The organism is Variovorax sp. P5_A3 (assembly GCF_056400665.1).
On the sequence record NZ_JBFUKW010000014.1, the window covers coordinates 121033 to 142184 of the forward strand.

Below are 21152 nucleotides of genomic sequence, written 5' to 3' on the forward strand. Positions count from 1 at the left end.
CATGACGCAACCCAGGGACAAGAAGATCCACCTTGCAGCTTTCGTCACCGCGGGGCCCGGGCGCCCCGGCGGCTGGCGCTACCCGGCCTCGGAGAGTGGCTGGCTCGATGCCGACTACTACAAGGGCATCGCGCGCACGCTCGAAAAAGGTCTGTTCGACCTTGCCTTCTTCGCCGACATCCTCGCGGTGCCCGATCGCTACCAGGGCAGCAATGACACGCAGCTGCGCTTCGGCGCGCTCGGTTCGCTGCGGCTCGACCCGGTGGTGGTGCTGTCGATCATGGCGGCCGCGACGCGGCACCTCGGACTGGCCTCGACACGGTCGACCAGCCATTACGAGCCCTTCGAGGTCGCGCGCTCCTTCGCGACGCTCGACCATCTGAGCGCCGGCCGTGCCGCCTGGAACGTGGTCACCTCCTTCCAGGACGCCGAGGCTCGCAACTTCTCGAAGAAGCAGCAGGTTCCGCGGAACAAGCGCTACGACCGGGCCGACGAGTTTCTCGAGGTCGTCTTCAAGCTGTGGGACAGCTGGCAGGACGACGCGCTCGTGCAGGACCGCGCGACGCCGCTGTTCGCCGACCCAGCCAAGGTGAACTACGTCGACCACGAGGGCGAATGGTTCAGCGTCAGGGGGCCATTGAACGTGTCGCGGCCGCCGCAGGGCTATCCGGTGATCCTGCAGGCCGGCGCCTCGGACCGCGGCCGCGATTTCGCGGCGCAGTGGGCCGATGCGATCTTCGTGAGCCACGATTCGCTGGACAGCGCCAAGGCCTTCTACAAGGAGATCAAGGACCGAGCGCGCACACACGGCCGCGATCCCGATTCGCTCAAGGTGCTGCCCGCCGCGACGCCGCTGGTCGGGGAGACGCAGGCGATCGCGGACGAGAAGGACCACGCGCTGCGGGCGCTGGTCGATCCGCATGCGGGGCTCTCGACGCTGTCCTATCACCTCGATGTGGACCTCTCGAAATACCCGCTCGACTCGGCGCTCCCCGACATCGACGTGCCCGGCGTGCAGGGCCACTACCAGGAGGTCCGCGAGGCCACCGAGCGTGACAAGTTGACCTTGCGCGACCTTGGCAAGCGCTATGGCAGCCGCTACGAAGGCGACCTGATCGGCACGCCGGTCAAGGTGGCCGACGGGATGGAGCGCTGGTTCCGCGAGGGCGCGTGCGACGGCTTCATGATCAGCGCGCCCTACCAGCCCGGCGGCTTCGAGGATTTCGTGCGGCTGGTGGTGCCCGAGCTGCAGCGTCGTGGCCTCTACCGCACCGCTTACGAGGGCGCGACCCTGCGCGAGAACCTCGGGCTCGAGCGTCCGGGCGTCGGCGCCTGGAAGGAGCGGGCCGCTTCAGGTGCCGACGCCAGGAGGGCGGCATGAGCCAAGAGGCAGTGACCGGCGAGATCGTGACGGTCCGCGCACGCGCCATCGACACCTTCGGCCGCTTCCTCGTGAGCGCGCGCCAGCATCACTTCGTCTCCGATGCAAAGGCGGCCGCCGGCGGTCCTGGCGACGCGGTGCAGGCGGGCGAGCTGCTGCTGGCCTCGCTGGCGTCGTGCGGGCTTGGACTGGTGCAGAAGACCGCGCGCGAGCGCGAACTGCCCTTGAAAGCCGCCGAGGTCGAAGTGTCCTTCGAGCGCGACCCGGAGGATGGCACGCGCTACGCAGCCATCCGACTGGCCTTCGTGCTCGAAGGGGTCGACCTGCCCACTGCGCGATCGCTGGTGGATGCCTTCACGGACACCTGCCCGATCTACAACACCTTGAGGCGCGGCGGGCCCATCGAAGCCACGGTGGAGATCGGGTGAGCCGACGGCGCAGACCGGTGACTGAACACACCCTGGCCGGCCGGCGGTTGCGGGCCGGAACCTGTCGCAGCAGGAACGAGGCTGCACACTGTGGATAACTTGCCCGATATCGCATGAGGCCGGAGCCAGCCAACATGAGTCGCGAATCCAGCGCCCAGCCAATCGTCGATCTTTTTGCCGGGTATGCGCAGGAGGTCCGTGAGCTCATGCCTGAGGCGACATGGGCGAACCGCATCTATACGCTGGCGGTGCGGGTGCTCAACGGGACTTTCGGGGCCGACTGGACAAATCTCCATGTGCTCGGAGACTCGGATCCAAGCAACTTCTTCCGAAGTCGGGCCGCCGCTGCCGGCGACGAGAGCTTTCATCGTGCTCGCGTGGCGGACCTCGCCGAAACACTCGCCAACTTGCAGAAGGTGCCGGGGTTGAAGGGCGTTCTCGAGGAAATGAAACGCGGACTCGTCGAGGATCGATTCGCCGAACTCGAGGTCGGAAAGATCTTGGCGCTCGCGGGCATTCGCTTCAGGTATGTCGAGCCCGGCGGGCCTCGGGGAACCAGTTATAGCAGTTCGACGAAAAGGCCATCCTGAACACGCTGAAGGGGGCGCGCTCACAGCTTCCCGCGAACGAAATGGGAGCCGTCTTCGTCAAGCTCCCGCAGACATGGGCTCCTGACGGAAACATCCGCGTTCATGCGCAATGTTGAAGCGCGCGGCAAGCGACTTCTTTCGAGGCACCGGACGGATAGTTTCCGTGATCTTCTATTTGACGCCCCGGTGAGCCAAATTTCGGCCGGCGCCAACAGCCCGTGAGCCATGACGCGAGCCCCGGCTGGGAGTCCATGCGCGGCCGCGACGCTCCCGACTTGCGGCGTCTATGCGCCCAGCCAAAGCTCCTATTGCAAGTCGCATTGTTTCAATATACATTACATACTTATTGTTATACCGACCCCGGATTCACGCTCACCCGCGGTCTTAGGCCGCCGGGGCCGCATTGCGGGGCCTACTCAGGGATCCAACATGTCGGTTCGCATTGGGCGCTTGCCCGTAGATGATCAAAGCAATGGATGGAGCGCATTGCTGCCGCCGCGACGGGCGAACGCCGCGGTACAGGGCGAGCTGGTCTTCGACTGGGTGGTGGTCGGTGCAGGGTATGCGGGCGTCGCTGCAGCCCGGCAACTCGCTCGGCTCCAGCCCAACGCATCCATCGCCCTTGTCGAAGCCGGCGTGGTCGGGGAGAACGCTTCCGGCAGGAACTCCGGCTTCGCGATCGATCTTCCGCATGCACCAGGGACATCGGAACATTGGACAGAGCAAGGCCGCCGCGCGATCCGCGTGGGACGCTTCGCGCTCGACGAACTGGATCACCTCGTCAAGGCGCACGGCATCGATTGCGGCTGGGAGAAGCGTGGGCGATACCACGTTGCGGTCACGGAAGAGGTCGCGAAGCATTCTCTCGCAACGTACGAGGCCAATCTCAAGGCCTGGCAAGAGCCGTACCGATGGATCGATCGAAGCGAGCTGCGAGAAGCACTGGGCACCGCCTACTACGGCGCTGCCATTCACACCCCGGGCACCTACCTCGTCAATCCGGCGAGTCTTATCCGCGGGCTTGCCGACAGCCTTCCTCCCCAGGTCAGGCTCTTCGAAAACTCACCAGTGATCGAAGCAGACATCCGCGGCCGGACGCCCGGCGTGCGGACCCCGCACGGCCGGATTCGCGCGAGCGCCCTCATCCTCACGGTCAACGCCTTCTCGCAGTCCTTCGGCGTCTATAGGGCGCGTCAGATTCCGATATTGCTGTTCGCGAGCCTGACGCCCGCGTTGAGCGATGAACAACTCGGCCAGCTCGGCAGCGAGTCGACCTGGGGCGTGACGCCAGCGCATGGCATGGCCGGACCGACGCTGAGGCTGACGCGAGAGCGTCGACTGATGATTCGCCAGGGATTCGAGTACTCGCCGTCATTGCGCACCACTGACGCCCGACGCGCGAAGGCCCGGGAGACCAATCTGGCGCTCCTGTGTCGGCGATTTCCTCAGCTCGGCCCGATCGAGCTGGAACACTTCTGGGCCGGCTGGCTTGCCGTGTCGCACAACCACGCGCCCGCATTCGGTCGCGTGGGACCGCATTCGTATGCCGCCTCGTGCTGCAACGGGTCCGGCATCGTGCGGCACACCGCAGCGGGCGTGTTCATCGCGGACCTCGCCCTCGGCCAGGACCATTCTCTGATTGCCGATTTTCTCTCGCAAGGAACGGCCAGCTACATCCCTCCGCGCCCGCTGCGCGACATCGGCGTCAGCGTGGCCCTTTCCTATGGCGTGTGGACCGGGCGAGGTGAACGATGACGTCATCGTCGACGCGGCAGGGGCCGCACGATCTCTCATTTTTCTCACACGGAGCGCCTGAATGACTTCTCTTCGCCTCATCCCGGGACACACGATCGCCTCCGAGGCGCGCGGGGGCGCATCCGACGGCGTGGCCGAAATCTCTTGGGTGGTTACGGACAGCGAAGGCGCTTCGCTGCCCTGCGGCTTCGGTCGGTGGCACGAGGCAGCCTGTGAGCCGAAGACGCTCGCCTATGACGAAATCATCCTGGTGCTGGAGGGCGTCTTCGGCGTCGAGACCGGCGACGGAGAACGCGTTGAAGGTCGCCCCGGCGATGTGATCGAAATCCGCAAGGGGACCACGGTCAGATACTTCGGGCGCCAAGCCCGGCTCTTCTTCGTGACGAACTAGGACTAGGAGCGCGGGGGGGCTACGACTTTCCCGTCTTCCGCGGCGTCTCCTGGCCTCCAGCAACGATCATCCCGGCAAGGCATTCGAGTTGGGAGGCAATGGACTTCTCCGTCACCGGAAACAATTTGAACACTGCGATCCCGCGAAGCGTGGAGAACACCATTTCGGCGAATCCGTCGGGGTCGCAATGGTTCGTGGAGATCTCAGGGAAGAGCGCTAGGAAATGCGCGAACGATACCGGGTCTTCCGCCTGTCGTTTCGCATCGATGCGTTTGAAAAGCGAGGGAATGGACTTGCAGCCGAAGAACAATCCCCAGGCAGCCACATACGAGTCTGCACCGTAGATGTGCAGCCATGCGCGTTCCACGAACTCCGTAGCACGTTCGCTGAGCGGGATCGTTGCATCCGGCCACACAGGCCCTCTGTCCGACAGCGGGGCCATCACCTCTTCCACGACCTGCTCCAGCAGGGCCTGCCGGGTCCCGAAATGATGCTGCAGCGCACCGAGCGTGACCTTCGCGCCGGATGCGATGTTCTGCAGGTTGGCTTTCTGGAAACCCTGTCGCCGAATCAGCGATACCGCTGAATCCAGGATGCGACGCTGGGTCGTCTCGCTGCGCTCCGCCTGGGTTCTGACAACGCGCCGGGGTTTGTATGAGGAGGTAGCCATCTTCCGCGCATTGTAATAACGGCTTCGGGGCCCTCGCGTAAACCCTATACATGTTGCGTTAAACGCTTATTGTTTTATGCGAAATTGAAACGTACCATGCAGCCTCTGCAAGTCGACCATCAAGCGCCGAGGCTGTCCGCAGTGACCATCTCGACTTGCTCGGGGGAGATGTGCGTGGACCCCTATCTCAGGAATGTGATCTGCTGTCATGAAATCTGTACATCTCGAAGACGTCGCCGAACTGCACCCGCTTTTGCAGGGGGGAGAGGTCTCTCTACAAGCGGCGCGCAAGAAAAAGGCGCTTGTTGCCGCCATCATTGGCAACGCGCTAGAGTGGTATGACTTCATCGTCTACGGCTTTCTGGCGGTCTTCATTGCCAAGCAGTTCTTTCCGCCCGGCGATGACGCCGCAGCGCTCTTGCTGACCTTTGCTACATTCGCCCTCTCCTTCGTCGTGAGGCCGTTCGGTGGCGTATTGATCGGTCTGTATGCCGATCGCTTCGGGCGACGTCCTGCGCTGAGCTTCATCATGGCGTCGATGACCGTGTCGATGCTCATCATGGTCTTCGTCCCCTCCTACGCATCCATCGGGGTCGCCGCCACGGTGTTGATGGTCATCGCGCGCATCCTGCAGGCGCTGTCCGCGGGAGGCGAGTTCGCTAGTGCCGCGACCTACCTTCTGGAGTCCGTTCCGGCGAAAAAACGAGGTCTCTACAGCGGTCTCTACAGCAGCGGCCCACTGCTCGCGACCGTCATGGCGGCTCTCGTCGGACTGTTGATGACCCAGGTGATGTCACCAGAATCCAGAGACAGCTGGGGATGGAGGGTTCCCTTCGCCTTCGGCCTGCTGATTGCGCCGGTTGGCTACTACATCAGGAGATACCTGCCGGAGTCCGAAGTGTTCGAGAAGAACGCCGACACCCGAGGAACCATCGAGATGCTTCAAATCGTCTTTCGAGACCATCGCCGTGCACTCGTTGTCGCGCTCTCTCTGGCTGCGATCGGCACGTCGGTGCAATACGTTCTACTCGTGTACGCGCCCACCTATGCCGTGCGTGAACTCAAGCTGCCAGCCCATGTTCCGTTTCTGGCCCTGTTGGTCTGCGGCAGCATCGGAATGGTCCTGACACCGCTGCTGGGAATGGTCGCTGACCGGGTGGGGGCGGAAAGGCAACTGCACGTCAGCCTTGGCGCACTGATCCTGCTGATCTTGCCGCTCTATGTCTGGATGACCTCCGGGCCATCGACGACCAAGTTCATCGTCTGCTCGGCAATCTTCACCACGGTGACGTCGGCCTCCAACGCGGTCTATCCAAAGTTGATGGCGTATCTTTTTCCGCCCGAACTTCGCTCGACAGGCATGGCGATCTCCTACAACCTGAGTGCGACCATCTTCGGAGGCTTCTCGTTGTATGCCATCACCGTCATGCTGAATGCTGTCCAAAGCCCTCTGGTGCCTGCCTTTTACGTGGTCGCCGTGACGGCCGTCTTCTGGGCCGTCCTGGTTGCGTTTCATCGACGCGGCTCGGACTTCAAGGTCTGACAGTGATCGTCGGCAGGAAATCGAGTCCCACCACCCTATCTCCAAGGAAAACACCATGCCCAATGCATCCAATGCAGTGAAACTTGTCGCCTCAGACCGAGCGAGAGAGCTGTATTCCCGCCTGCTCGTGTGCGATATGACTTCGCCTTTTTGCGCACCCGCGGACAAACGGCTCAAGGACGCGTTCGTTCAACGGCTCGTCAACGACGGCTTCACCTACGTGTCGTTCACACTGGCGGCGGACAACAGCGATACGATCGGCGCGATCCAGGCCATCGCGGCGTATCGGAAGTTTTTCCTTGACCAGAGCGACCTCTGCATTCTGGTCAACACCGTGGACGACATCCATCGGGCGAGGAAGCAGGGCAAGCTCGCCGTGGGCTTCCATTTTCAAGGGTCGGTTCCGGTCGGTCGTGACCTCTCGATGGTTGAAGTCTTCTACAAGCTGGGGATCCGCCACATGCTGCTGGCCTACAACCAGAAGAACTTCGTGGCGGATGGATGCCACGAACTGGGTGAGGGCGGGCTTAGCCGATTCGGGCGAACGCTGGTCACCGAGATGAACCGAGTCGGGATGTTCGTGGACGTTGCCCATGCCGGCTATCGCTCCTGCATGGAGGCCATTGAGTACTCCGATCGCCCAGTGATCTGCAGCCATGGGAATATCTGGAACATCCATCAGCATCCGCGTTGCTACCGAGACGACCAGATCAAGGCGGTTGCGGCCAGCGGAGGGGTGTTCGGGCTGACGGGGCTCTCGATCTTCACCGGAGACGATGAGGCATCGCCTTCGAACTTCGCTGACCAGATCGACTACATCGCTCAATTGGTCGGGCCTCAACATGTCGGCCTGGGGCTCGACTACATCGTCGACCTGCCTGCAATCACAGCCGAAGCAGCAGCCCACGCGGACAAGCTGCCGCCCGACGGCGGCTACACGCGCAGCGACATGAAGCAGGTGGAACTCGATGCCATCCCCGAAGTGGTGGATGCGCTCTTGGGCAAGGGCTACTCCGACTCGGATATCGCCTTGGTCATGGGCGAGAACTGGCTGCGCGTGATGAAGGAAGTCTGGAAGTCACCAAAATGAAAAAATGGTTTCAGCGAAAACGTTGCATCAAGAAGAGCTCCTAGCAGTTGCCAACGTGACGAACATTACTTACCGCATATAGGCGACCTAAATTCCGAGTTGCTCGGAAATGATGTCTGGAAAGCGGTTCAGAAAGAATATAGCCCGCATGTCAATGCGACGTTCAGGCTGTGTTTTAAATTTGCTTGCGTCAGCACCAGACGATTTTCGAGTAACTATATGACGAGATCGTGGCCTCTAGGCCGTGACTTGCCGACGAGGCACCTCCGCGGTGTCACGTAAGCGGATCGACGCCGCCCCAAAGTGGCACCAGGCAGTCGTCGGACAGACCCCCGCCGATGAAGGAAATTGCGCTGTCCCCCACAGGTATGAGGACTTGGACCTCCAGCGAGCGCCGCAGCGCGAAGCAATGTGCGTCGTCGCTCGACTGTGCTCGATCGCGACGGAGCCGGATATTGGTGGACCGGCCGTGGGGCAGCAGCCTCGCTGGATAAATAGACCGCGCGCTTCCTCGACTGGCGCGACGGCCAGATGCGCAATGGCAAGGTCCTCACGACGATGGACGAGCGTGACGCGCTTCCTTAGCCAACTAGCGGCCACCGAGACAAGAGATCGGCCGGGTCGTCGTAGATGCCAATCGCCCCTGCGAGGTCGGCGTCCTTCCACCAGCCGCCGCAGCGTAGGGCGACTGTGCCGACGCCAGCGGCGCTAGCAGCCCCGATGTCGGACGGCGTATCGCCAAGCATGATGGCCTCGTGCGCTCCGATGCTCGCTTTTGCGAGCGCGGCCTGGACGATGTCCGCGTCGGGTTTCGACTTCTCTGCGTCGTCGGAGGTCGCAGCAACCTCGATCAGGTCTGCAACCCCCGCCTGGTTGAGCAAGGCGCTCAACTCGTCGCCCGCCGAGGTCGCAACGACGAGGAGCAGCCCGTCTTCAAGCATCCGTTCCAGCAAGGATCTCGCCCCACGCGTCGCGCGGAGCCCTGGCAGGTACCGCCGCAGGAAGAGTCTGTGCGTTCATGGGAAATCTGCGTGTATGCCCGATCGCCCGGTCGGAGACCGGTGAGTTCCGGAAGCAGCTTGTCGCCCCCTTTCCCGATAAGCGGGCGGACGCGCGCATAGGCGCAATCGTGGCCATGGCGCTCGAGTACCTCCACCCAGCTGCGGCGTCCCCGTCGTTGCTGTCCAGCAGCGTTCCATCGACGTCCAGCAAAACGGCCTTCAGGGTGATGGGAGTGTTCATGGTCGAGTACCGGCAGTGAGATGAACCTACCCCCGCAGCGCGACCGCCGCTGTAGGCATCGCGCCTGTCCGATTTCCAACATTTGGAAGCGCCCATGTCCTACCTATCGCCCTCATGCAGAACCGAGGCGCGCCGGCGCCCAGGGGGTGCCTCACGGAAATACCGCCCGGCCGGACACGGACTGCACACGGGGTAGCGACTTCGCCTACATGGCCCCCAGGCGAGCCGGCGCAGACTACGTTGTCCTCTCTCGAAAGGAGACTGTCATGTCCGATATTTCCAGCCTTGAAGACCTGTACGCAGACGAGCTGAAGGACCTTTGGTCGGCGAACGATCAAATGGCAAAGGTGCTCAAGAAGATCGCACCGAAGGCTACTCACCAGAAGCTCAAAGCGATCCTGTCAAGTTCCCAGGAGGGCATCGCAAAGCACACTGAGGTGCTCAAGGGATTGATCGAAGGCCTCGACCAGAAGCTGAAGAAGGAGCACTGCAAAGGCATGCAAGGACTAGTTGAGGAAGCAACCAAGCACACGATCGACGAGGGGCCCGAGAAGGGGCCGGTGCTCGACGCTGCGATCATTGCGCAGTATCAGCGCATGACGCACTATGGCATCACGGGATTCGGCACCGTTGCCGCTTTTGCGGGTGCTTTGAAGCGCTCGGAGGACAAGAAGGCACTTGATTCCGCCGTCAAAGAGATCGCGCGTGGGGACGAGTTGATGAGCGAGTTGGCCGAGGCAGCGATCAACGTGCAGGCGGCTGACAAGAAATAGCTGGCGATCACTGCAAATCGCTACGCCGACTTCGAAAAGCCGCACTGCGTCAGCGCGGAGCGTCGCCTCTCTGCAGCACGCGGCACGGTGCGTGAGCCTAGAAAAGCGGATAGTTCGCCAGCTGCCATCCGATCAGCAAGTGCGCGCATGGCCTCGGAGCGTCGCCCGACCACCCGACCTACTTCGTCGTCATTCGGGTTCGATGCCCGCCGCGCGAATCACGCGCCCCCACTTCTGAGACTCAGCGGCCTGGAACTGTCCCAGCCCTTCGGGCGTGCTGGTGACGATCTCGCCGGCCGTGGTGGCTTGGTATGCCACCACGGCTGGCGCAGCTGAGGCCTTGAGCATCATCTCGTGGAGCTTTTGCGTGATGGCCGCCGGTGCGCCCGCCGGCAAGTACACCGCCGTCCAATACGACATGTCGTAGCCCTTCACGCCGGCCTCCTCCACCGTCGGCAGCGCCGGCACCGCGCCCAGCCGCTTGTTGCCGCTGACGGCCAGCGCGCGCAGCTTGCCGCTCTTGACCTGTGGCAGCGCGGTTGGCGCGTCGGCGAACATGAAGTCGACCTGGCCGCCCATCAGGTCGGTGAGGGCCAGCGGATTGCTCTTGTATGGCACGTTCACCGTGTCGATGCCCGCCATCTGTTTGATCAATTCACCGGCCACGCGGCTCGACGAGCTGCCGCTGCCGAAATTGAGCTTGCCGGGCGACTTCTTCGCCGCAGCGATGAGGTCGGCCACTGACTTGATGGGCGAATCCGAATTCACCAGCAGCAGCATGTGGCCCTTGGACAGCAGCGTGACCGGAGTGAAGTCTTTCACCGGGTCGTAGGGCAGCTTCTTGTAAAGATGCTCGTTGGCCGCATGCGTGGTGTTGGTGGTCATGAGCAGCGTGTAGCCGTCGGGCGCGGCCTTGGCCACGTACTGCGCGGCGATGAAGCCGCTGGCGCCCGCCCGGTTGTCCACGATGACGGGCACCTTGTATTCCGCGCCCAGCACTTGCGCCATGCCGCGTGCCTGCTGGTCGGTGCCGCTGCCCGCGCCGAAGGGCACGACGATGGTGATGGGCTTGCTGGGGTAGGTCTGCGCATGCCCGGGACCGGCAGACAGCGCCAGCGCGCAAAGCGCCGCCGGCGCAAGGAATCGGGAGAAGAAAGTCGACACGGTGTTGTCTCCGGTGGAATGATTTTCTGTGTGCTTCCGCTTCCGGCATCAGCGCCGGAACCTGTCCAGCGTGCCGGCGCGCATGAGCTTTCCCGGCAAGGGATGGCCGACGATCGCTTCGGCCATTCGCGCGCAGTCGATGAGCGCCTCCAAGTCGACGCCGGTCTCGATGCCCATCTCTTCGCACATGAAGGCGAGGTCTTCGGTGCAGATATTGCCGGCCGCGCCGGTGTGGCCCGCGAACGGGCAGCCGCCGAGGCCAGCGCAGGCACTGTCGAAGGTGTCGATGCCCATCTGCAGGCCCACCAGAGCATTGGCCATGGCGCTGCCGCGGGTGTCGTGCAGGTGCAGGCCCAGCCGCAGATCGGGCCAGCGATCGCGCACCGCGCCGACCACTGAGGCAATGGCGTGGGGCTGGGCCCATCCCACGGTGTCGGCGAGCCGAAGAAGGGGCAAGCGCAAGCCAAATTCGGCCATTGCGTCGAGCATCTGCGCCACGCGCTCGACAACGGTGGCGGGCGCAATGGCGCCTTCGAGGTTGCAGCCGAAAGCCGTGGTGACGATGCCGTGCGCCACCGGGATGCGGTGGTCGACGCAGAAGGCCAGCGTCTCGCGCTGGGCGTCCCGCAGCGCGGCCAGGCTCTTGCCGCTGTTGCGTATTGAAAAGGCTTCGGACGCGTTGCTCGTGATGGTGCCTTCGATGTCAAGTTGTGTGCGCATCGCTCGCTGCATGCCGCGCAGGTTGAGCCATATGCCGGTGTAACGCACGCCCTCGCGCTTGCGGATCGACTGGGCGACCTGTTCGGCGTCCGCCATGCCGGGCACGCGCTCGGGACTCACGAAGGACACGCACTGCACCTCTTCGAGCCCCGTGCCGGCCAGCGCCTCGATCAGACGCACCTTGTCGGCCGAGGCAATGCTCCCGGCCTCCATCTGGAAGCCCTCGCGCGGGCCTTCCTCGTGCAGCTGGACGCGTCGTGGCAGGTCAGACATTCATATCTCCTTGTTTTAGCTCTTGAATGGGCGCGCCGAATTCCGCGTTGTGCTCGCCCAGCCGAGGCGCGACCGCGCGGTGCGCCGGGCGCACACCGTCGATCGACAACGGCAACGCGGTCAGCTTGAAGTCTTCGCCCGGCACGGCCTGGAGCATGTCCAGCGCCTTCACTTGCGGATGCACGATGGCCTCAGGCACGGTGTGCACGGGCGCACAGGGCACGCCGGCCGCCGTGAAGCGCGCGGTCCACTGCTCGCGGGTCCGCGCACGCAGCAACGGCACGATCTGTTCGAATAGCGCGGCCTTGTGGAGCAGCCGCAGCCGGTTGGTAGCAAAGCGCTCGTCGGTGGTCCAGTCATCGCGGCCGAGTTCGTGGGCGAGCTTGGCGAACAGCCGGTCATTGCCGCAGCAGATCAGCAGCGGCGCATCGGCGGTGTCGAAGGATTCATAGGGCACGAAGCCCGGATGGCCCGAGCGGTGCCGCTCCGGCAGGCGCCCTTCGTTGGCGTAGGCGTCGGACTTCTGGCCCGTCCAGACCAGCGCGGTTTCGAGCAGCGAAGCGCTGACCACGCCGCCCCTGCCCGTTGCATGGCGCCGCTGCAGCAGCGCCAGCGCGCCGATCACCGCCCACATGCCCGTACCCTGGTCGCACACTGAGGCACCGGAGCGCATGGGCGGATCGTCCGGGCCGCCGTTGATGCTCGACAGGCCGCTGAAGGCCTGTATCAGGGGCTCGTAGCCCGGTAGCATGCCAAGCGGTCCGGTGTGGCCGAAGGCGGAGATCTCGCAATAGATCAGGCGCGGGTGGCGTGCGCACAGGGTGGGCCCATCGATGCCCATCGAATGCGTGACACCGGGGCGCAGGTTGTGGATCAGGATGTCCGACTCGCCCGCCAGTCGCTCGAAGACCACCATGCCCTCGGCACTTTTCAGGTCGATGGCGACCGACTTCTTGCCGCGGTTGAAAACGTGGAAGTTCAGTGCGTCGCCGTGGCGAAAGGCCGGCCCCATGTGCCGCGCGTCGTCGCCTCCCTCCGTGCGTTCGAGCTTGACGACGTCGGCGCCGAGGTCCGCGAGTATCGCGCCGGCGAACGGTCCGGCCAGGACCTGCCCGAGTTCCAGAACCCGGATGCCTTGCAGTATTTTTTCCATTGCTCCAGCCCGGTGACGGGCCCGTGTCTCCATTCGATGACCGCCAGTCTGGCCTGCGGGAATTGATTTGGGAAGGAGAACGTTTCTATATCTGTGATAACTTGATCGGATCAATCAAGAGGGGCGGCATCCATGCGAATCGACATCACGCTGCAGCAGCTAGAGGCCTTCGTCGAGGTCGCAAAGACCTCGAACTTCCGCGCCGCCGCGCAGGCGCTGCATGTGTCGCAGCCGGCCCTGAGCCGCACGATCCGCATCGTCGAAGAACTGGCCGGCGCGCGTCTGTTCGACCGCGATACGCGGCACGTGGATCTCACGCCCGCGGGCCGCGAGCTGCTGCCAATCGCGCTGCGCATCCTGGAGAACTTCAATAGCTCGTTCAGCGAGCTGTCGCAGTTTCTCGAAGGCCGCAGCGGGCACCTCACCATCGCCGCCCTGCCATCAACCGGCGTGGCGCTGCTGCCGAACGCCATTGCGGGGTTCCGCCGAAGTCACCCGGAGGTGACGTTCTCGCTGATCGAAGGGCCGGCCGACCAAGTACGCGCAGCAGTGGACGAGGGTCGCGCGGACTTCGGCATCACCGTGCGCCCCGCGCCGCAGGAGCCCATGCTCTACCGCCACCTGATCGACGACCCCTTCATGCTGCTGTGTCGGCGCGACGATCCGCTGGCGACACGCCAATCGGTGGCCTGGTCGGTCTTTGCGAAGCGAGCGTTCATTGCCAGCGGCTTTCACAGCAGCATCCGTCCGATCACCGACGCGGCCTTTCTGCAGCGCGGGCTGCAGGTGGTGCCGGCGCTGGAGTACCCGAGCGTGGCCGCCGCCGGCGCGCTCGTCGCCGCCGGCCTGGGCCTGACTGCGCTACCGAAGCTGGCGCTGCAGCTCACGCGCCACGATGACCTGGCGACGGTGCCGCTGCAGCGCCCCGCCATATCGCGGCCCATCGGGCTGGTCACCCGCGCGGGTAGGTCGCCGTCCCCGGTGAGCCGGGCTTTCATGGACCTGCTGCAGCACGAGTAACCTGACCACCAACTTGGACGCATCGCCGTCAGACAGTTTGACGCCGTGGCCGTCCAGGCGCTTGCCTAGCGTGGCGAACCAGCGCGCGAACATCGGGCTCAACTTCCTTTCGAGCCAGGCGACTACAAAATCACGCCAGGCGACCGATGGACCGTGGTCGCGCTGAAAACCGGCAAAACCGTGTATTCGGGGATCGGGCCTGTGGAGATCATTCGCGCGGAGGTGTGACGAAAAGGTCGACGGTGCTACTGGCCACCCTTCAGCCTTTTGTGGGAGCGCGCGACAGGGTCGCGAACAAGGTAGCTTGTGTGTGAAGCTCGCATGTCACTGCCGCGCGCTCGCACAATTTCCGTCATGACCACGCATCACCTGCCGCCTCTGTATCGCCATGCCTGGTGGGTGCCTGGCGTGTCGTCGCTCTCGCCGCCACCTTGGCCGTTGCCACGCTCCGTCCGAGCGAACAGACCATCGTCATCATGGTCGCCATCCTGTGCGCTCTACCGTGGTCGCTCGCTCTTCTGCTGCTCGATCTGAGTCAGGAGTTCGCCGATCGCGCGGCCATGATCGTCACGGTCGGCCTGTTCGCAAACGTAGCGTCGATCTGGCGGTTCACGGCAATCTTGCGGGCCCGATTCCGCCCACCGTCAAGAACTTGAATCTGGGCAAAGCTGATGAAGATGCGCACCAAGCGCAAGGTGTTATCTCGGCTTCGTGCAAACAACATAGCGAAGCAGTCGAGGGCATGAGCTTGAAAATCATTCGCAAAAAGGAGCGTCAGGATCGCGAAGGAGATCAGGATGTTGAGCCCCTGCAAAAGAAGTTCCCAACCCGGCAGCAGCCCGCCGAACCAGCCATCGAACGCGGCCAGCGCAGCGCTCACCATGAGCAGGAAGGCGAGGCCCAGGATCAGCCCGAACGACAGTACGCGCGCGCGCAGGACGGCCCAGCGCCAGACGGCTTCGCCTTCTCGGGCACGTGCCAGATTCGATCCAGTGCGCTTTGCAATTCGGCGAACACCGTGGTGGCGCCCACGAGCAAGACCCCGAAGCTGATGATGCCCGCAATAAGACCCTTGTCGGTGTCGGAGGCAGCGCGCAGCATGGCCTCCACCGCGCTCGCTCCGTCGTGGCCGACCAGCCCGCCGATCTGCTCCACGACCTGCTGGTGCACTGCGTCGCGGCCAAAGATGGTGCCCGCGATGGCGATCACAATCACAAGCAGCGGCGCGAGGGAGAAGATCGTGTAATACGAGATGGCGGCGCCCGTGCTGGGCGCAAAGTCGTCGACCCAGGCCATCACCGCCTTGCGGCAGAGATCGAACAAATGCTTCGGACGCATGGCTTCTTTCCTCTCTGATGCGCAAAGTCCTCGGACCGCGTGTCTGCTTCGCGTGGCGACAAGTGGCCGTCGGCAACGGAAGTGGTCCTGGCGAATCCATCAACGGCACAAGCGAAGCTGCACTTGGGTGGAACGCGCGCACGCCCAGCGGACGGTTTCCTACATGCGCGGCAGTCAGCAGGAGGCGAAATGGATTCTTCGCAAGGCAGATCGACTCCGGTCGTCGGACGACGGCCCCTTCGCTTTGCAGCGGCCTCCTACTGTTCTCTTACCCAAGCATTGATTGAAAGCCTTGACCTTCCATTCGTCGAAAGATGCCCGCGCTGAGACCGTGCCGCGCCCGGCGATCGCACGGGAAGACATCCGCGATCCGGCCAAGCAATTCATAGAGCGGCCCGACCTCCGAGGCGTCGACGCGTCGATTGGCGCGGTCGGCTTCGAGGCCCGGCGCACGATCGAAACCGTTTTGACCCATTCAAAGATGGCAGGGTCGAGCGTCAGGCCGCTGCGGGTCATTGCCGCGACGCGCCATGCCGAACTTGCTCGAGCGCATCGAGGCGGGCAAGTTGCGCTCCGAAACGATCAACACGCATCACATGGCACTCGAGGATGCGGCCACGGTCCGCGGTATTTTCGAAAAGGCGGAGGACGTCCCCAGCGAGTTGGTGCTGACGCCTTCGGGTCCGTGCATCGGCCTCCGGGCCTCGGGGAGATCTTCAGCCCACGGATGCATCGAGCGCGTTGATGCGAGGATCGATGCATGAACGGCCTGACCGAACTCTTCGCCAGGGAATTCCCAATCTGGCACATGGTCGTGCGAGGGACCGCCGTCTACTGGTTCCTGTTGATCGTGTTTCGGTTCGTGCTGCGTCGGGATGTCGGCTCGATGGGCGTTGCAGACCTGCTGTTCGTCGTTCTCGTCGCCGACGCCGCGAGCAACGCGATGCAAGGAGAGTACAAATCGATCAACGACGGTTTTGTGCTGCTGTCCACGCTGATCGCTTGGAATTTCGCCCTCGACTGGCTCAGCTTTCGCCTCGCCTGGGTGTCGAAGATTCTGGAACCCCAGCCTGCAGTCCTGATCCGGCACGGCCGGGTGAACCGCAGGGCCATGAAACGCGAGATGATCACGATGGACGAGCTCGAAGGCAAGCTGCGTGAGTCCGGTGTCGAGCGAGTCACCGACGTGCGGATCGCGCGCCTCGAGGCGGATGGACAGTTGAGCGTATTCAAGCGCAAGTCTGCGCCCGAGCAGCCGCAGGCTCCAGCGGATCGCGGCCCGCTGGAGCAGTAGATCCTGCGATCGGCGGCATCCCTGATACCCGATCGGAACGCCGCTCGCGGTCCAAACCCACCGTCCTGCGGATGGAGCGAGAAGCCATCTGGCCGCTTCGGCAGACGGTCCCGGAGCCACTAGCAACGTTGCAGGCTTGGCTGTGGAGCATTCGGTAGCCGTGGCGGTGGTGTGCTGGCCCGCGAGTTCCTTCAGGCGCTCGCGTAGAGCCGTGTTGCCGTCGTCGCGAGGTTCGTAGCGCAGGGTGCTGGCCCAACGGCGCTGGCGAGATCAAGCCCATCGATCCTTCGCTCGGAGCTGAGGCCCATGACTGGGTTCTGCGTCCAAAGCGAAACACAATAGCCTTCGAATACTACGCGCGCAGGTCACTCAAGAATCCGCGAAATTCGGATTGCCTTCGCGCCTTGGCATAGGCGTGCCCGTAGCCGCGAAGTGCCTCGGCCGGATACCCGCGCCCCCCCACCAGCGCCGAAAGTTCGCGAGAAGCTACGACGCCGCACAGGAAGTCGATGCGGCAGCCCGGGAACGCCCGTCTCGACACCAGGCAGCCGCAGCCCCGCTTTCACGGTCGTGGGCAGACCGCCCTCGCCCAAGATGTAGGGTCTCCTGCGCAACTGCGCAACTGTGCAACTGTGCAACTTTCTGCAAATACAGTGCACCACTGGGGTGCGATCCGCTCGCCCTTGTCCGGGATACCTCAACGCTAGAAGAGCTCCATCCATCTTGGAGAATTCGCCGAAAAGGAACTGACAGGGATGCTAGGTTCTCGGCGACCAAGCCGGACTTTTCGGCTTGCCTTGAAGTGGCGCTTCGGATCAGTTGATCTCGCCGAGTGCCCGGCGCACCAGCTCGTCCGCCGAACCGTCGTCCCCCAGTCCCAGCGCGCGGGCGGAGGCATCATCGAGGCGCGGATAGCGCCCAAACACCGTCTCCACATCCGGGCGAGGCTCGAATGCCACCAAACCGCGGCGAGATTCGCCGTAGCGTGCCGAGCACGTGTCGATGATCTCTCTGATCGAGAGGCGTAACACCGGCAGTGGCCAGACCCGCTCCGGTTCATCGTCCGAGACATCCATAACGGCCGCATGGACCAGGTTCTCGGCGCAGCGCCGTGCCGACATCCACCATGCCGTGGCCTCGGGACCTACCGGGCAGGTGAAGGCGACGCCTGCTTTCAGCGCATGCAGGAGGTCGCTCATGAATGCGGAGGTGAGCCCGGCGCTGCTCTTCGCGCGCGCCACGATCCCGGGGAGCCGCACCGACCGGCCGTCCAGGAGCCCGCGGCGCGTGAAGTCGGCCAGAAGAATCTCGCACACCCGTTTGTGGGCACCGTAGGTGAGCGGCGGCCTGAGCGGCATCGTGGGTGTGACGCACTCCGGAAGATGGGTGCCGTACACCGCGATGCTGCTGGCATAGATGACTGTCGGCCTCGTGCCGCTCTCGGCCAGGGCCTCGAACAACGACAGCGATGCGTCGAGGTTGACGCGCCGGCCGAGCGCGTAGTTCTGCTCGGATGCACCTCCCGGGACGGCCGCAAGATGAAAGACTACGTCCGGCCGGAACGTCGCGACCTTGGCCATCACGCCCGGGTCCGCGAGGTCGCCGCGAATGGCGATCTCCTTCGGCATATCCGGCAAGCTCTGGTCGGCAAGCGCCAGTGCGTCGATGCGCCTGCCGTCGATTTCCCCTCGCTCACGCAGCAGGCCGGCAAGGTGGGCGCCGATGAAGCCGGCCGCGCCGGTGATCAGGACTCGCATCGTGCCGCTCATGCCTGCGGCGGCATGGGAGCGCGGACGATGCGCTGGTCGATGGCGCCGAAGACGGAGCGGCCGTCCTGGCGCGCCTCCATTCGGACGCGGTCGCCGAAACGCATGAATGGCGTCTTCGGTGCGCCGTGATCGATGGCCTCGATGGCACGGCGCTCCGCGATGCAGGCCGAGCCCCTTTTCCCGCCCGCATTCGAGACCGTGCCGCTGCCGATGATCGTGCCTGCGGACAGGCGACGCGTCGCGGCCGCATGGGCGATCAGGTCATCGAAGCCGAAGTTCATCTCTGCGCCGTTCGGGTTGCCAAACCATGCACTGTTGTATTCGACATGGAGGTCAAGATGCACGCGGGAGTCCCGCCAATGTTCACCGATTTCGTCCGGCGTCACGGCCACCGGCGCGAAGCTGGAGGACGGCTTCGCCTGGAAGAATCCGAAGCCGGTCTTCATCTCGCGCGGGCCGAAGGCACGCAGGCTCACGTCGTTGATCTGCACCAGCAGCGCGACGCGGCTGCGGGCAAGCTGCGGCGAAGCGCCCAGGGGCACGTCTTGCAGGATCACGCCGTACTCGCCCTCGAAATCGATGCCATGCGCCTCGTCCGGCAGTGGCACGTCGTCGGCGGCTCCAAGGAAGTCGTCGGAACCGCCCTGGTAGATCAACGGGATCGTCTCCATATCCAGAATGGGCGCGAGCTTGAACGCGGTTTCCATCAGTCGTCCGTGATTCAGGAAGGCGGAACCGTCGCACCATTGCGGCGCCCTCGGCAGCGGCGCGGCAGCCTGGCGCCGATCGAACACGGATGCGCCCTCCACCTGCCCCGCATTGAGTCGTGCATAGAGTTGCTGCAGCCGCGGCTCGCACTCGGCCCAGCGCTCCAGCGCGTCGAGCAGGGTCGGCGAGATCGCCTGCGCGCTCACCGATTGCCGCAGGTCGCGCGACACGACGACGAGGCGGCCGTCCTTGCCGCCCTTCAGGGATGCCAGTTTCATCGCCTCAGCCCCGCCCGGCCAGCGCCTGGCCGATGGCGGGATCGTACGTGCCGTCGACCAGGACGAAGAGCATCCGGCATGGCGCACCGGAACGGTTGGCCCAGGCATGGTTGGTGCCGCGCTGCACGACGACGCTGCCGGCACGCAACTGCACCTCGCCCTGGTCCAGCACCAGCGTGATCTCGCCCTCCATCACGACACCGTAGTCGACGCTCTCCGTGCGGTGCATCAGCGGATGCGGCGCGCCTCGGTCGGCCGTGGAAGCCGCCATGTCCCCGATCTCCCTGAAACCCGCGCGCAGCTGGTCGGCGCTGCGGGTGAACAGTTCGTCGCTGTCCGGTGGAATGTCGACGAACCGGAAGCGCGTTCCAAGTGCCGGCGGCGGCAGCGTCAGCGGCTCGCTGGTCGGGTCCGGGCCGTTATCGACGCACACCGGCGCGCCTGCGGTCGCCCATACCTCGTGAAAGACGGTGCCCGGAATGGCCTTGATTTCCGCCACGACCGGCAGCGGTCCATTGCTGGTGATCACGGCATTGCCTTGCGCGTCGTGGCCCGTGACCACGCGATGGATGGCTGGGAAATTCATGATGTTCCTCTTACTCGAATTGGAGCTTGGACTCTTTGGTGATGCCGCGATAGAGCACGAGGTCGTCCCGTATCGCATCGGCAAAGCGGGCGGAGCTGCCGCCCTCGGGCCGCAGCCCGAGTTCCGCGAACCGCTTCTGCACCGCAGGGTCGGCCAGAGCCGCACCGGCCGCCTTGTTCAGCTTCTCGAGCAAGGGCTGCGGGGTCGTTGCCGGGGCCAGCACGCCCACCCAGGACTCGAGCACGAAGGGCTTCACGCCGGCCTCGGACGCCGTCTGCGTGCCTGGAAAGCGCGGATCCCGCTGCCTGCTCGTGACCGCCAGCAACTTGATGTGCCCCGCGTCGATCAGCGGCTTGGCCGAGGCATCGAACGCCACGTCCAGTTGGCCGCCTGCGACATCGTTCAGTGCACCCGTCGTGGAGCGGTATGGAATGTGCACGAGGAAAGTTCCGGTCAGCGATTTGAAATACTCGCCGGCAAAGTGTGCACCGCTCCCCATGCCGGCGCTGCCATAGCTCAGCTTCCCGGGGTTCTTTTTCGCATACGCGATGAACTCGCCCAGCGTGCTCGCGGGGATGTCCTTTTTCGTGACGATCTGCAGGCCGTAGGTGGCGGTCATGCTGACCGGCGCCAGCGCCTTCGTCGGATCGAAGGAAATCTTCGGATCGACTACCGGGAGGATGCTGTAGCTCGAATTGGTGAACAGCAGCGTCGTGCCGTCGCCGGGCGACTTGATGACGGCTTCGACGCCCAGCCGGCTGCCTGCGCCGGGCCTGTTGTCGATGATGATGACCTGGCCGAGCTGCCGGCCCATGTGCTCTGCCATGATGCGGGCCACCTGGTCCGTGACGCCGCCCGGCGGAAAGGGCACGACCATCTTGGTCACGTTCGGCTGCGCGTGGGCCGTGCCGGCTGCGGCAATCATGGCGATCACGCCAAAAAGCAAGGAAAGCCACGTGGGGCGAAGCTGTTGCTTCATTCTTGTC

Annotated in this window: 22 protein-coding genes; 11 read left to right on the plus strand and 11 right to left on the minus strand. The window is 64.1% G+C overall.

Going from position 1 to position 21152, the window contains the following annotated elements; genetic code table 11:
- The first annotated feature begins 1 nt into the window (after position 1).
- The 5 genes from AC1D3B_RS21800 (at position 2) to AC1D3B_RS21820 (ending at position 4545) form a co-directional block, all read left to right on the plus strand.
- Positions 2-1381 carry an LLM class flavin-dependent oxidoreductase gene (locus AC1D3B_RS21800; protein ID WP_478192756.1) on the plus strand — a complete coding sequence of 460 codons (1380 nt, stop codon included), beginning with the start codon at positions 2-4 and terminating at the stop codon, positions 1379-1381.
- Positions 1378-1809, plus strand: a complete 432-nt coding sequence (locus AC1D3B_RS21805) for an OsmC family protein (RefSeq protein ID WP_478192757.1) — start codon at positions 1378-1380, stop codon at positions 1807-1809. The genes AC1D3B_RS21800 and AC1D3B_RS21805 overlap by 4 nt, the downstream gene beginning before the upstream one ends.
- A gap of 134 nt (positions 1810-1943) precedes the next feature.
- Entirely contained in the window at positions 1944-2399 is a 456-nt protein-coding gene (locus AC1D3B_RS21810; protein WP_478192758.1) for a hypothetical protein, read from the plus strand.
- Positions 2400-2828: 429 nt separating this feature from the next.
- Positions 2829-4154, plus strand: coding sequence for an NAD(P)/FAD-dependent oxidoreductase (locus tag AC1D3B_RS21815; RefSeq protein WP_478192759.1), 1326 nt, complete (start codon positions 2829-2831; stop codon positions 4152-4154).
- A 61-nt stretch (positions 4155-4215) separates the two neighbouring features.
- On the plus strand, positions 4216-4545 hold the full coding sequence (locus AC1D3B_RS21820; RefSeq protein ID WP_478192760.1) for a cupin domain-containing protein: 330 nt from the start codon (positions 4216-4218) through the stop codon (positions 4543-4545).
- 19 nt (positions 4546-4564) lie between these two features.
- Here the strand turns inward: AC1D3B_RS21820 and AC1D3B_RS21825 are convergent, their stop codons facing one another.
- The gene (locus AC1D3B_RS21825) at positions 4565-5215 is read right to left on the minus strand and encodes a TetR/AcrR family transcriptional regulator (RefSeq protein WP_478192761.1); all 651 of its coding nucleotides are present in this window, start codon (positions 5213-5215) and stop codon (positions 4565-4567) included.
- A gap of 208 nt (positions 5216-5423) precedes the next feature.
- Here AC1D3B_RS21825 and AC1D3B_RS21830 point away from each other — a divergent pair, with 208 nt between their 5' ends.
- Both AC1D3B_RS21830 and AC1D3B_RS21835 read left to right on the plus strand, forming a co-directional pair.
- Positions 5424-6758 (plus strand): MFS transporter, encoded by a 1335-nt coding sequence (locus AC1D3B_RS21830; RefSeq protein WP_478192762.1) that lies wholly within the window; start codon positions 5424-5426, stop codon positions 6756-6758.
- A 55-nt stretch (positions 6759-6813) separates the two neighbouring features.
- Complete coding sequence (locus tag AC1D3B_RS21835; protein ID WP_478192763.1) at positions 6814-7848, plus strand: dipeptidase; 1035 nt, start codon at positions 6814-6816, stop codon at positions 7846-7848.
- Between the two features lie 581 nt (positions 7849-8429).
- Here the strand turns inward: AC1D3B_RS21835 and AC1D3B_RS21840 are convergent.
- Entirely contained in the window at positions 8430-8849 is a 420-nt protein-coding gene (locus AC1D3B_RS21840) for an HAD family hydrolase (protein ID WP_478192795.1), read from the minus strand.
- Positions 8850-9356: 507 nt separating this feature from the next.
- Between AC1D3B_RS21840 and AC1D3B_RS21845 the strand changes: the two genes are divergently transcribed.
- Positions 9357-9863, plus strand: a complete 507-nt coding sequence (locus tag AC1D3B_RS21845) for a YciE/YciF ferroxidase family protein (protein ID WP_478192764.1) — start codon at positions 9357-9359, stop codon at positions 9861-9863.
- A 189-nt stretch (positions 9864-10052) separates the two neighbouring features.
- On the opposite strand, the gene AC1D3B_RS21850 is transcribed toward AC1D3B_RS21845, so the two are convergent.
- The 3 genes from AC1D3B_RS21850 to AC1D3B_RS21860 are packed head-to-tail and all read right to left on the minus strand — an operon-like array spanning position 10053 to position 13173.
- Positions 10053-11027: a Bug family tripartite tricarboxylate transporter substrate binding protein gene (locus tag AC1D3B_RS21850; protein WP_478192765.1), complete on the minus strand. Its 975-nt coding sequence runs from the start codon at positions 11025-11027 to the stop codon at positions 10053-10055.
- Positions 11028-11075: 48 nt separating this feature from the next.
- Positions 11076-12020: a hydroxymethylglutaryl-CoA lyase gene (locus AC1D3B_RS21855; protein ID WP_478192766.1), complete on the minus strand. Its 945-nt coding sequence runs from the start codon at positions 12018-12020 to the stop codon at positions 11076-11078.
- The gene (locus AC1D3B_RS21860) at positions 12013-13173 is read right to left on the minus strand and encodes a CaiB/BaiF CoA transferase family protein (protein ID WP_478192767.1); all 1161 of its coding nucleotides are present in this window, start codon (positions 13171-13173) and stop codon (positions 12013-12015) included. The genes AC1D3B_RS21855 and AC1D3B_RS21860 overlap by 8 nt, the downstream gene beginning before the upstream one ends.
- Before the next feature lie 132 nt (positions 13174-13305).
- On the opposite strand from AC1D3B_RS21860, the gene AC1D3B_RS21865 reads away from it, so the two are divergent.
- Entirely contained in the window at positions 13306-14193 is an 888-nt protein-coding gene (locus AC1D3B_RS21865; protein WP_478192768.1) for a LysR family transcriptional regulator, read from the plus strand.
- Positions 14194-14728: 535 nt separating this feature from the next.
- On the opposite strand, the gene AC1D3B_RS21870 is transcribed toward AC1D3B_RS21865, so the two are convergent.
- Together AC1D3B_RS21870 and AC1D3B_RS21875 are read right to left on the minus strand one after the other, a co-directional pair.
- Entirely contained in the window at positions 14729-15076 is a 348-nt protein-coding gene (locus tag AC1D3B_RS21870) for a hypothetical protein (protein WP_478192769.1), read from the minus strand.
- A gap of 23 nt (positions 15077-15099) precedes the next feature.
- Entirely contained in the window at positions 15100-15531 is a 432-nt protein-coding gene (locus tag AC1D3B_RS21875) for a YihY/virulence factor BrkB family protein (RefSeq protein WP_478192770.1), read from the minus strand.
- Positions 15532-16061: 530 nt separating this feature from the next.
- Here AC1D3B_RS21875 and AC1D3B_RS21880 point away from each other — a divergent pair.
- Together AC1D3B_RS21880 and AC1D3B_RS21885 are read left to right on the plus strand one after the other, a co-directional pair.
- Positions 16062-16295 carry a hypothetical protein gene (locus tag AC1D3B_RS21880; RefSeq protein ID WP_478192771.1) on the plus strand — a complete coding sequence of 78 codons (234 nt, stop codon included), beginning with the start codon at positions 16062-16064 and terminating at the stop codon, positions 16293-16295.
- On the plus strand, positions 16292-16825 hold the full coding sequence (locus tag AC1D3B_RS21885; protein WP_478192772.1) for a DUF421 domain-containing protein: 534 nt from the start codon (positions 16292-16294) through the stop codon (positions 16823-16825). The genes AC1D3B_RS21880 and AC1D3B_RS21885 overlap by 4 nt, the downstream gene beginning before the upstream one ends.
- Before the next feature lie 815 nt (positions 16826-17640).
- Here the strand turns inward: AC1D3B_RS21885 and AC1D3B_RS21890 are convergent.
- From AC1D3B_RS21890 to AC1D3B_RS21905, 4 genes are read right to left on the minus strand one after another with little or no spacing between them, the layout of a single operon-like run.
- Positions 17641-18582, minus strand: a complete 942-nt coding sequence (locus AC1D3B_RS21890) for an NAD-dependent epimerase/dehydratase family protein (protein WP_478192773.1) — start codon at positions 18580-18582, stop codon at positions 17641-17643.
- 8 nt (positions 18583-18590) lie between these two features.
- Positions 18591-19580: a fumarylacetoacetate hydrolase family protein gene (locus tag AC1D3B_RS21895; protein WP_478192774.1), complete on the minus strand. Its 990-nt coding sequence runs from the start codon at positions 19578-19580 to the stop codon at positions 18591-18593.
- Between the two features lie 4 nt (positions 19581-19584).
- Positions 19585-20166, minus strand: a complete 582-nt coding sequence (locus AC1D3B_RS21900) for a cupin domain-containing protein (protein WP_478192775.1) — start codon at positions 20164-20166, stop codon at positions 19585-19587.
- A gap of 10 nt (positions 20167-20176) precedes the next feature.
- A complete protein-coding gene (locus AC1D3B_RS21905) occupies positions 20177-21145 on the minus strand; it encodes a Bug family tripartite tricarboxylate transporter substrate binding protein (RefSeq protein ID WP_478192776.1) in 969 nt (322 codons plus the stop codon).
- Positions 21146-21152 lie beyond the last annotated feature (7 nt).

Coding starts and splice junctions, on each gene's coding strand:
- AC1D3B_RS21895 (WP_478192774.1), bottom strand. CDS start 19,580: ATGAAACTGGCATCCCTGAAGGGCGGCAAGGACGGCCGCCTCGTCGTC.
- AC1D3B_RS21800 (WP_478192756.1), top strand. CDS start 2: ATGACGCAACCCAGGGACAAGAAGATCCACCTTGCAGCTTTCGTCACC.
- AC1D3B_RS21855 (WP_478192766.1), bottom strand. CDS start 12,020: ATGTCTGACCTGCCACGACGCGTCCAGCTGCACGAGGAAGGCCCGCGC.
- AC1D3B_RS21905 (WP_478192776.1), bottom strand. CDS start 21,145: ATGAAGCAACAGCTTCGCCCCACGTGGCTTTCCTTGCTTTTTGGCGTG.
- AC1D3B_RS21870 (WP_478192769.1), bottom strand. CDS start 15,076: ATGGTGAGCGCTGCGCTGGCCGCGTTCGATGGCTGGTTCGGCGGGCTG.
- AC1D3B_RS21875 (WP_478192770.1), bottom strand. CDS start 15,531: ATGCGTCCGAAGCATTTGTTCGATCTCTGCCGCAAGGCGGTGATGGCC.
- AC1D3B_RS21890 (WP_478192773.1), bottom strand. CDS start 18,582: ATGCGAGTCCTGATCACCGGCGCGGCCGGCTTCATCGGCGCCCACCTT.
- AC1D3B_RS21815 (WP_478192759.1), top strand. CDS start 2,829: ATGTCGGTTCGCATTGGGCGCTTGCCCGTAGATGATCAAAGCAATGGA.
- AC1D3B_RS21865 (WP_478192768.1), top strand. CDS start 13,306: ATGCGAATCGACATCACGCTGCAGCAGCTAGAGGCCTTCGTCGAGGTC.
- AC1D3B_RS21860 (WP_478192767.1), bottom strand. CDS start 13,173: ATGGAAAAAATACTGCAAGGCATCCGGGTTCTGGAACTCGGGCAGGTC.
- AC1D3B_RS21845 (WP_478192764.1), top strand. CDS start 9,357: ATGTCCGATATTTCCAGCCTTGAAGACCTGTACGCAGACGAGCTGAAG.
- AC1D3B_RS21830 (WP_478192762.1), top strand. CDS start 5,424: ATGAAATCTGTACATCTCGAAGACGTCGCCGAACTGCACCCGCTTTTG.
- AC1D3B_RS21810 (WP_478192758.1), top strand. CDS start 1,944: ATGAGTCGCGAATCCAGCGCCCAGCCAATCGTCGATCTTTTTGCCGGG.
- AC1D3B_RS21900 (WP_478192775.1), bottom strand. CDS start 20,166: ATGAATTTCCCAGCCATCCATCGCGTGGTCACGGGCCACGACGCGCAA.
- AC1D3B_RS21820 (WP_478192760.1), top strand. CDS start 4,216: ATGACTTCTCTTCGCCTCATCCCGGGACACACGATCGCCTCCGAGGCG.
- AC1D3B_RS21885 (WP_478192772.1), top strand. CDS start 16,292: ATGAACGGCCTGACCGAACTCTTCGCCAGGGAATTCCCAATCTGGCAC.
- AC1D3B_RS21835 (WP_478192763.1), top strand. CDS start 6,814: ATGCCCAATGCATCCAATGCAGTGAAACTTGTCGCCTCAGACCGAGCG.
- AC1D3B_RS21805 (WP_478192757.1), top strand. CDS start 1,378: ATGAGCCAAGAGGCAGTGACCGGCGAGATCGTGACGGTCCGCGCACGC.
- AC1D3B_RS21825 (WP_478192761.1), bottom strand. CDS start 5,215: ATGGCTACCTCCTCATACAAACCCCGGCGCGTTGTCAGAACCCAGGCG.
- AC1D3B_RS21880 (WP_478192771.1), top strand. CDS start 16,062: ATGCCGAACTTGCTCGAGCGCATCGAGGCGGGCAAGTTGCGCTCCGAA.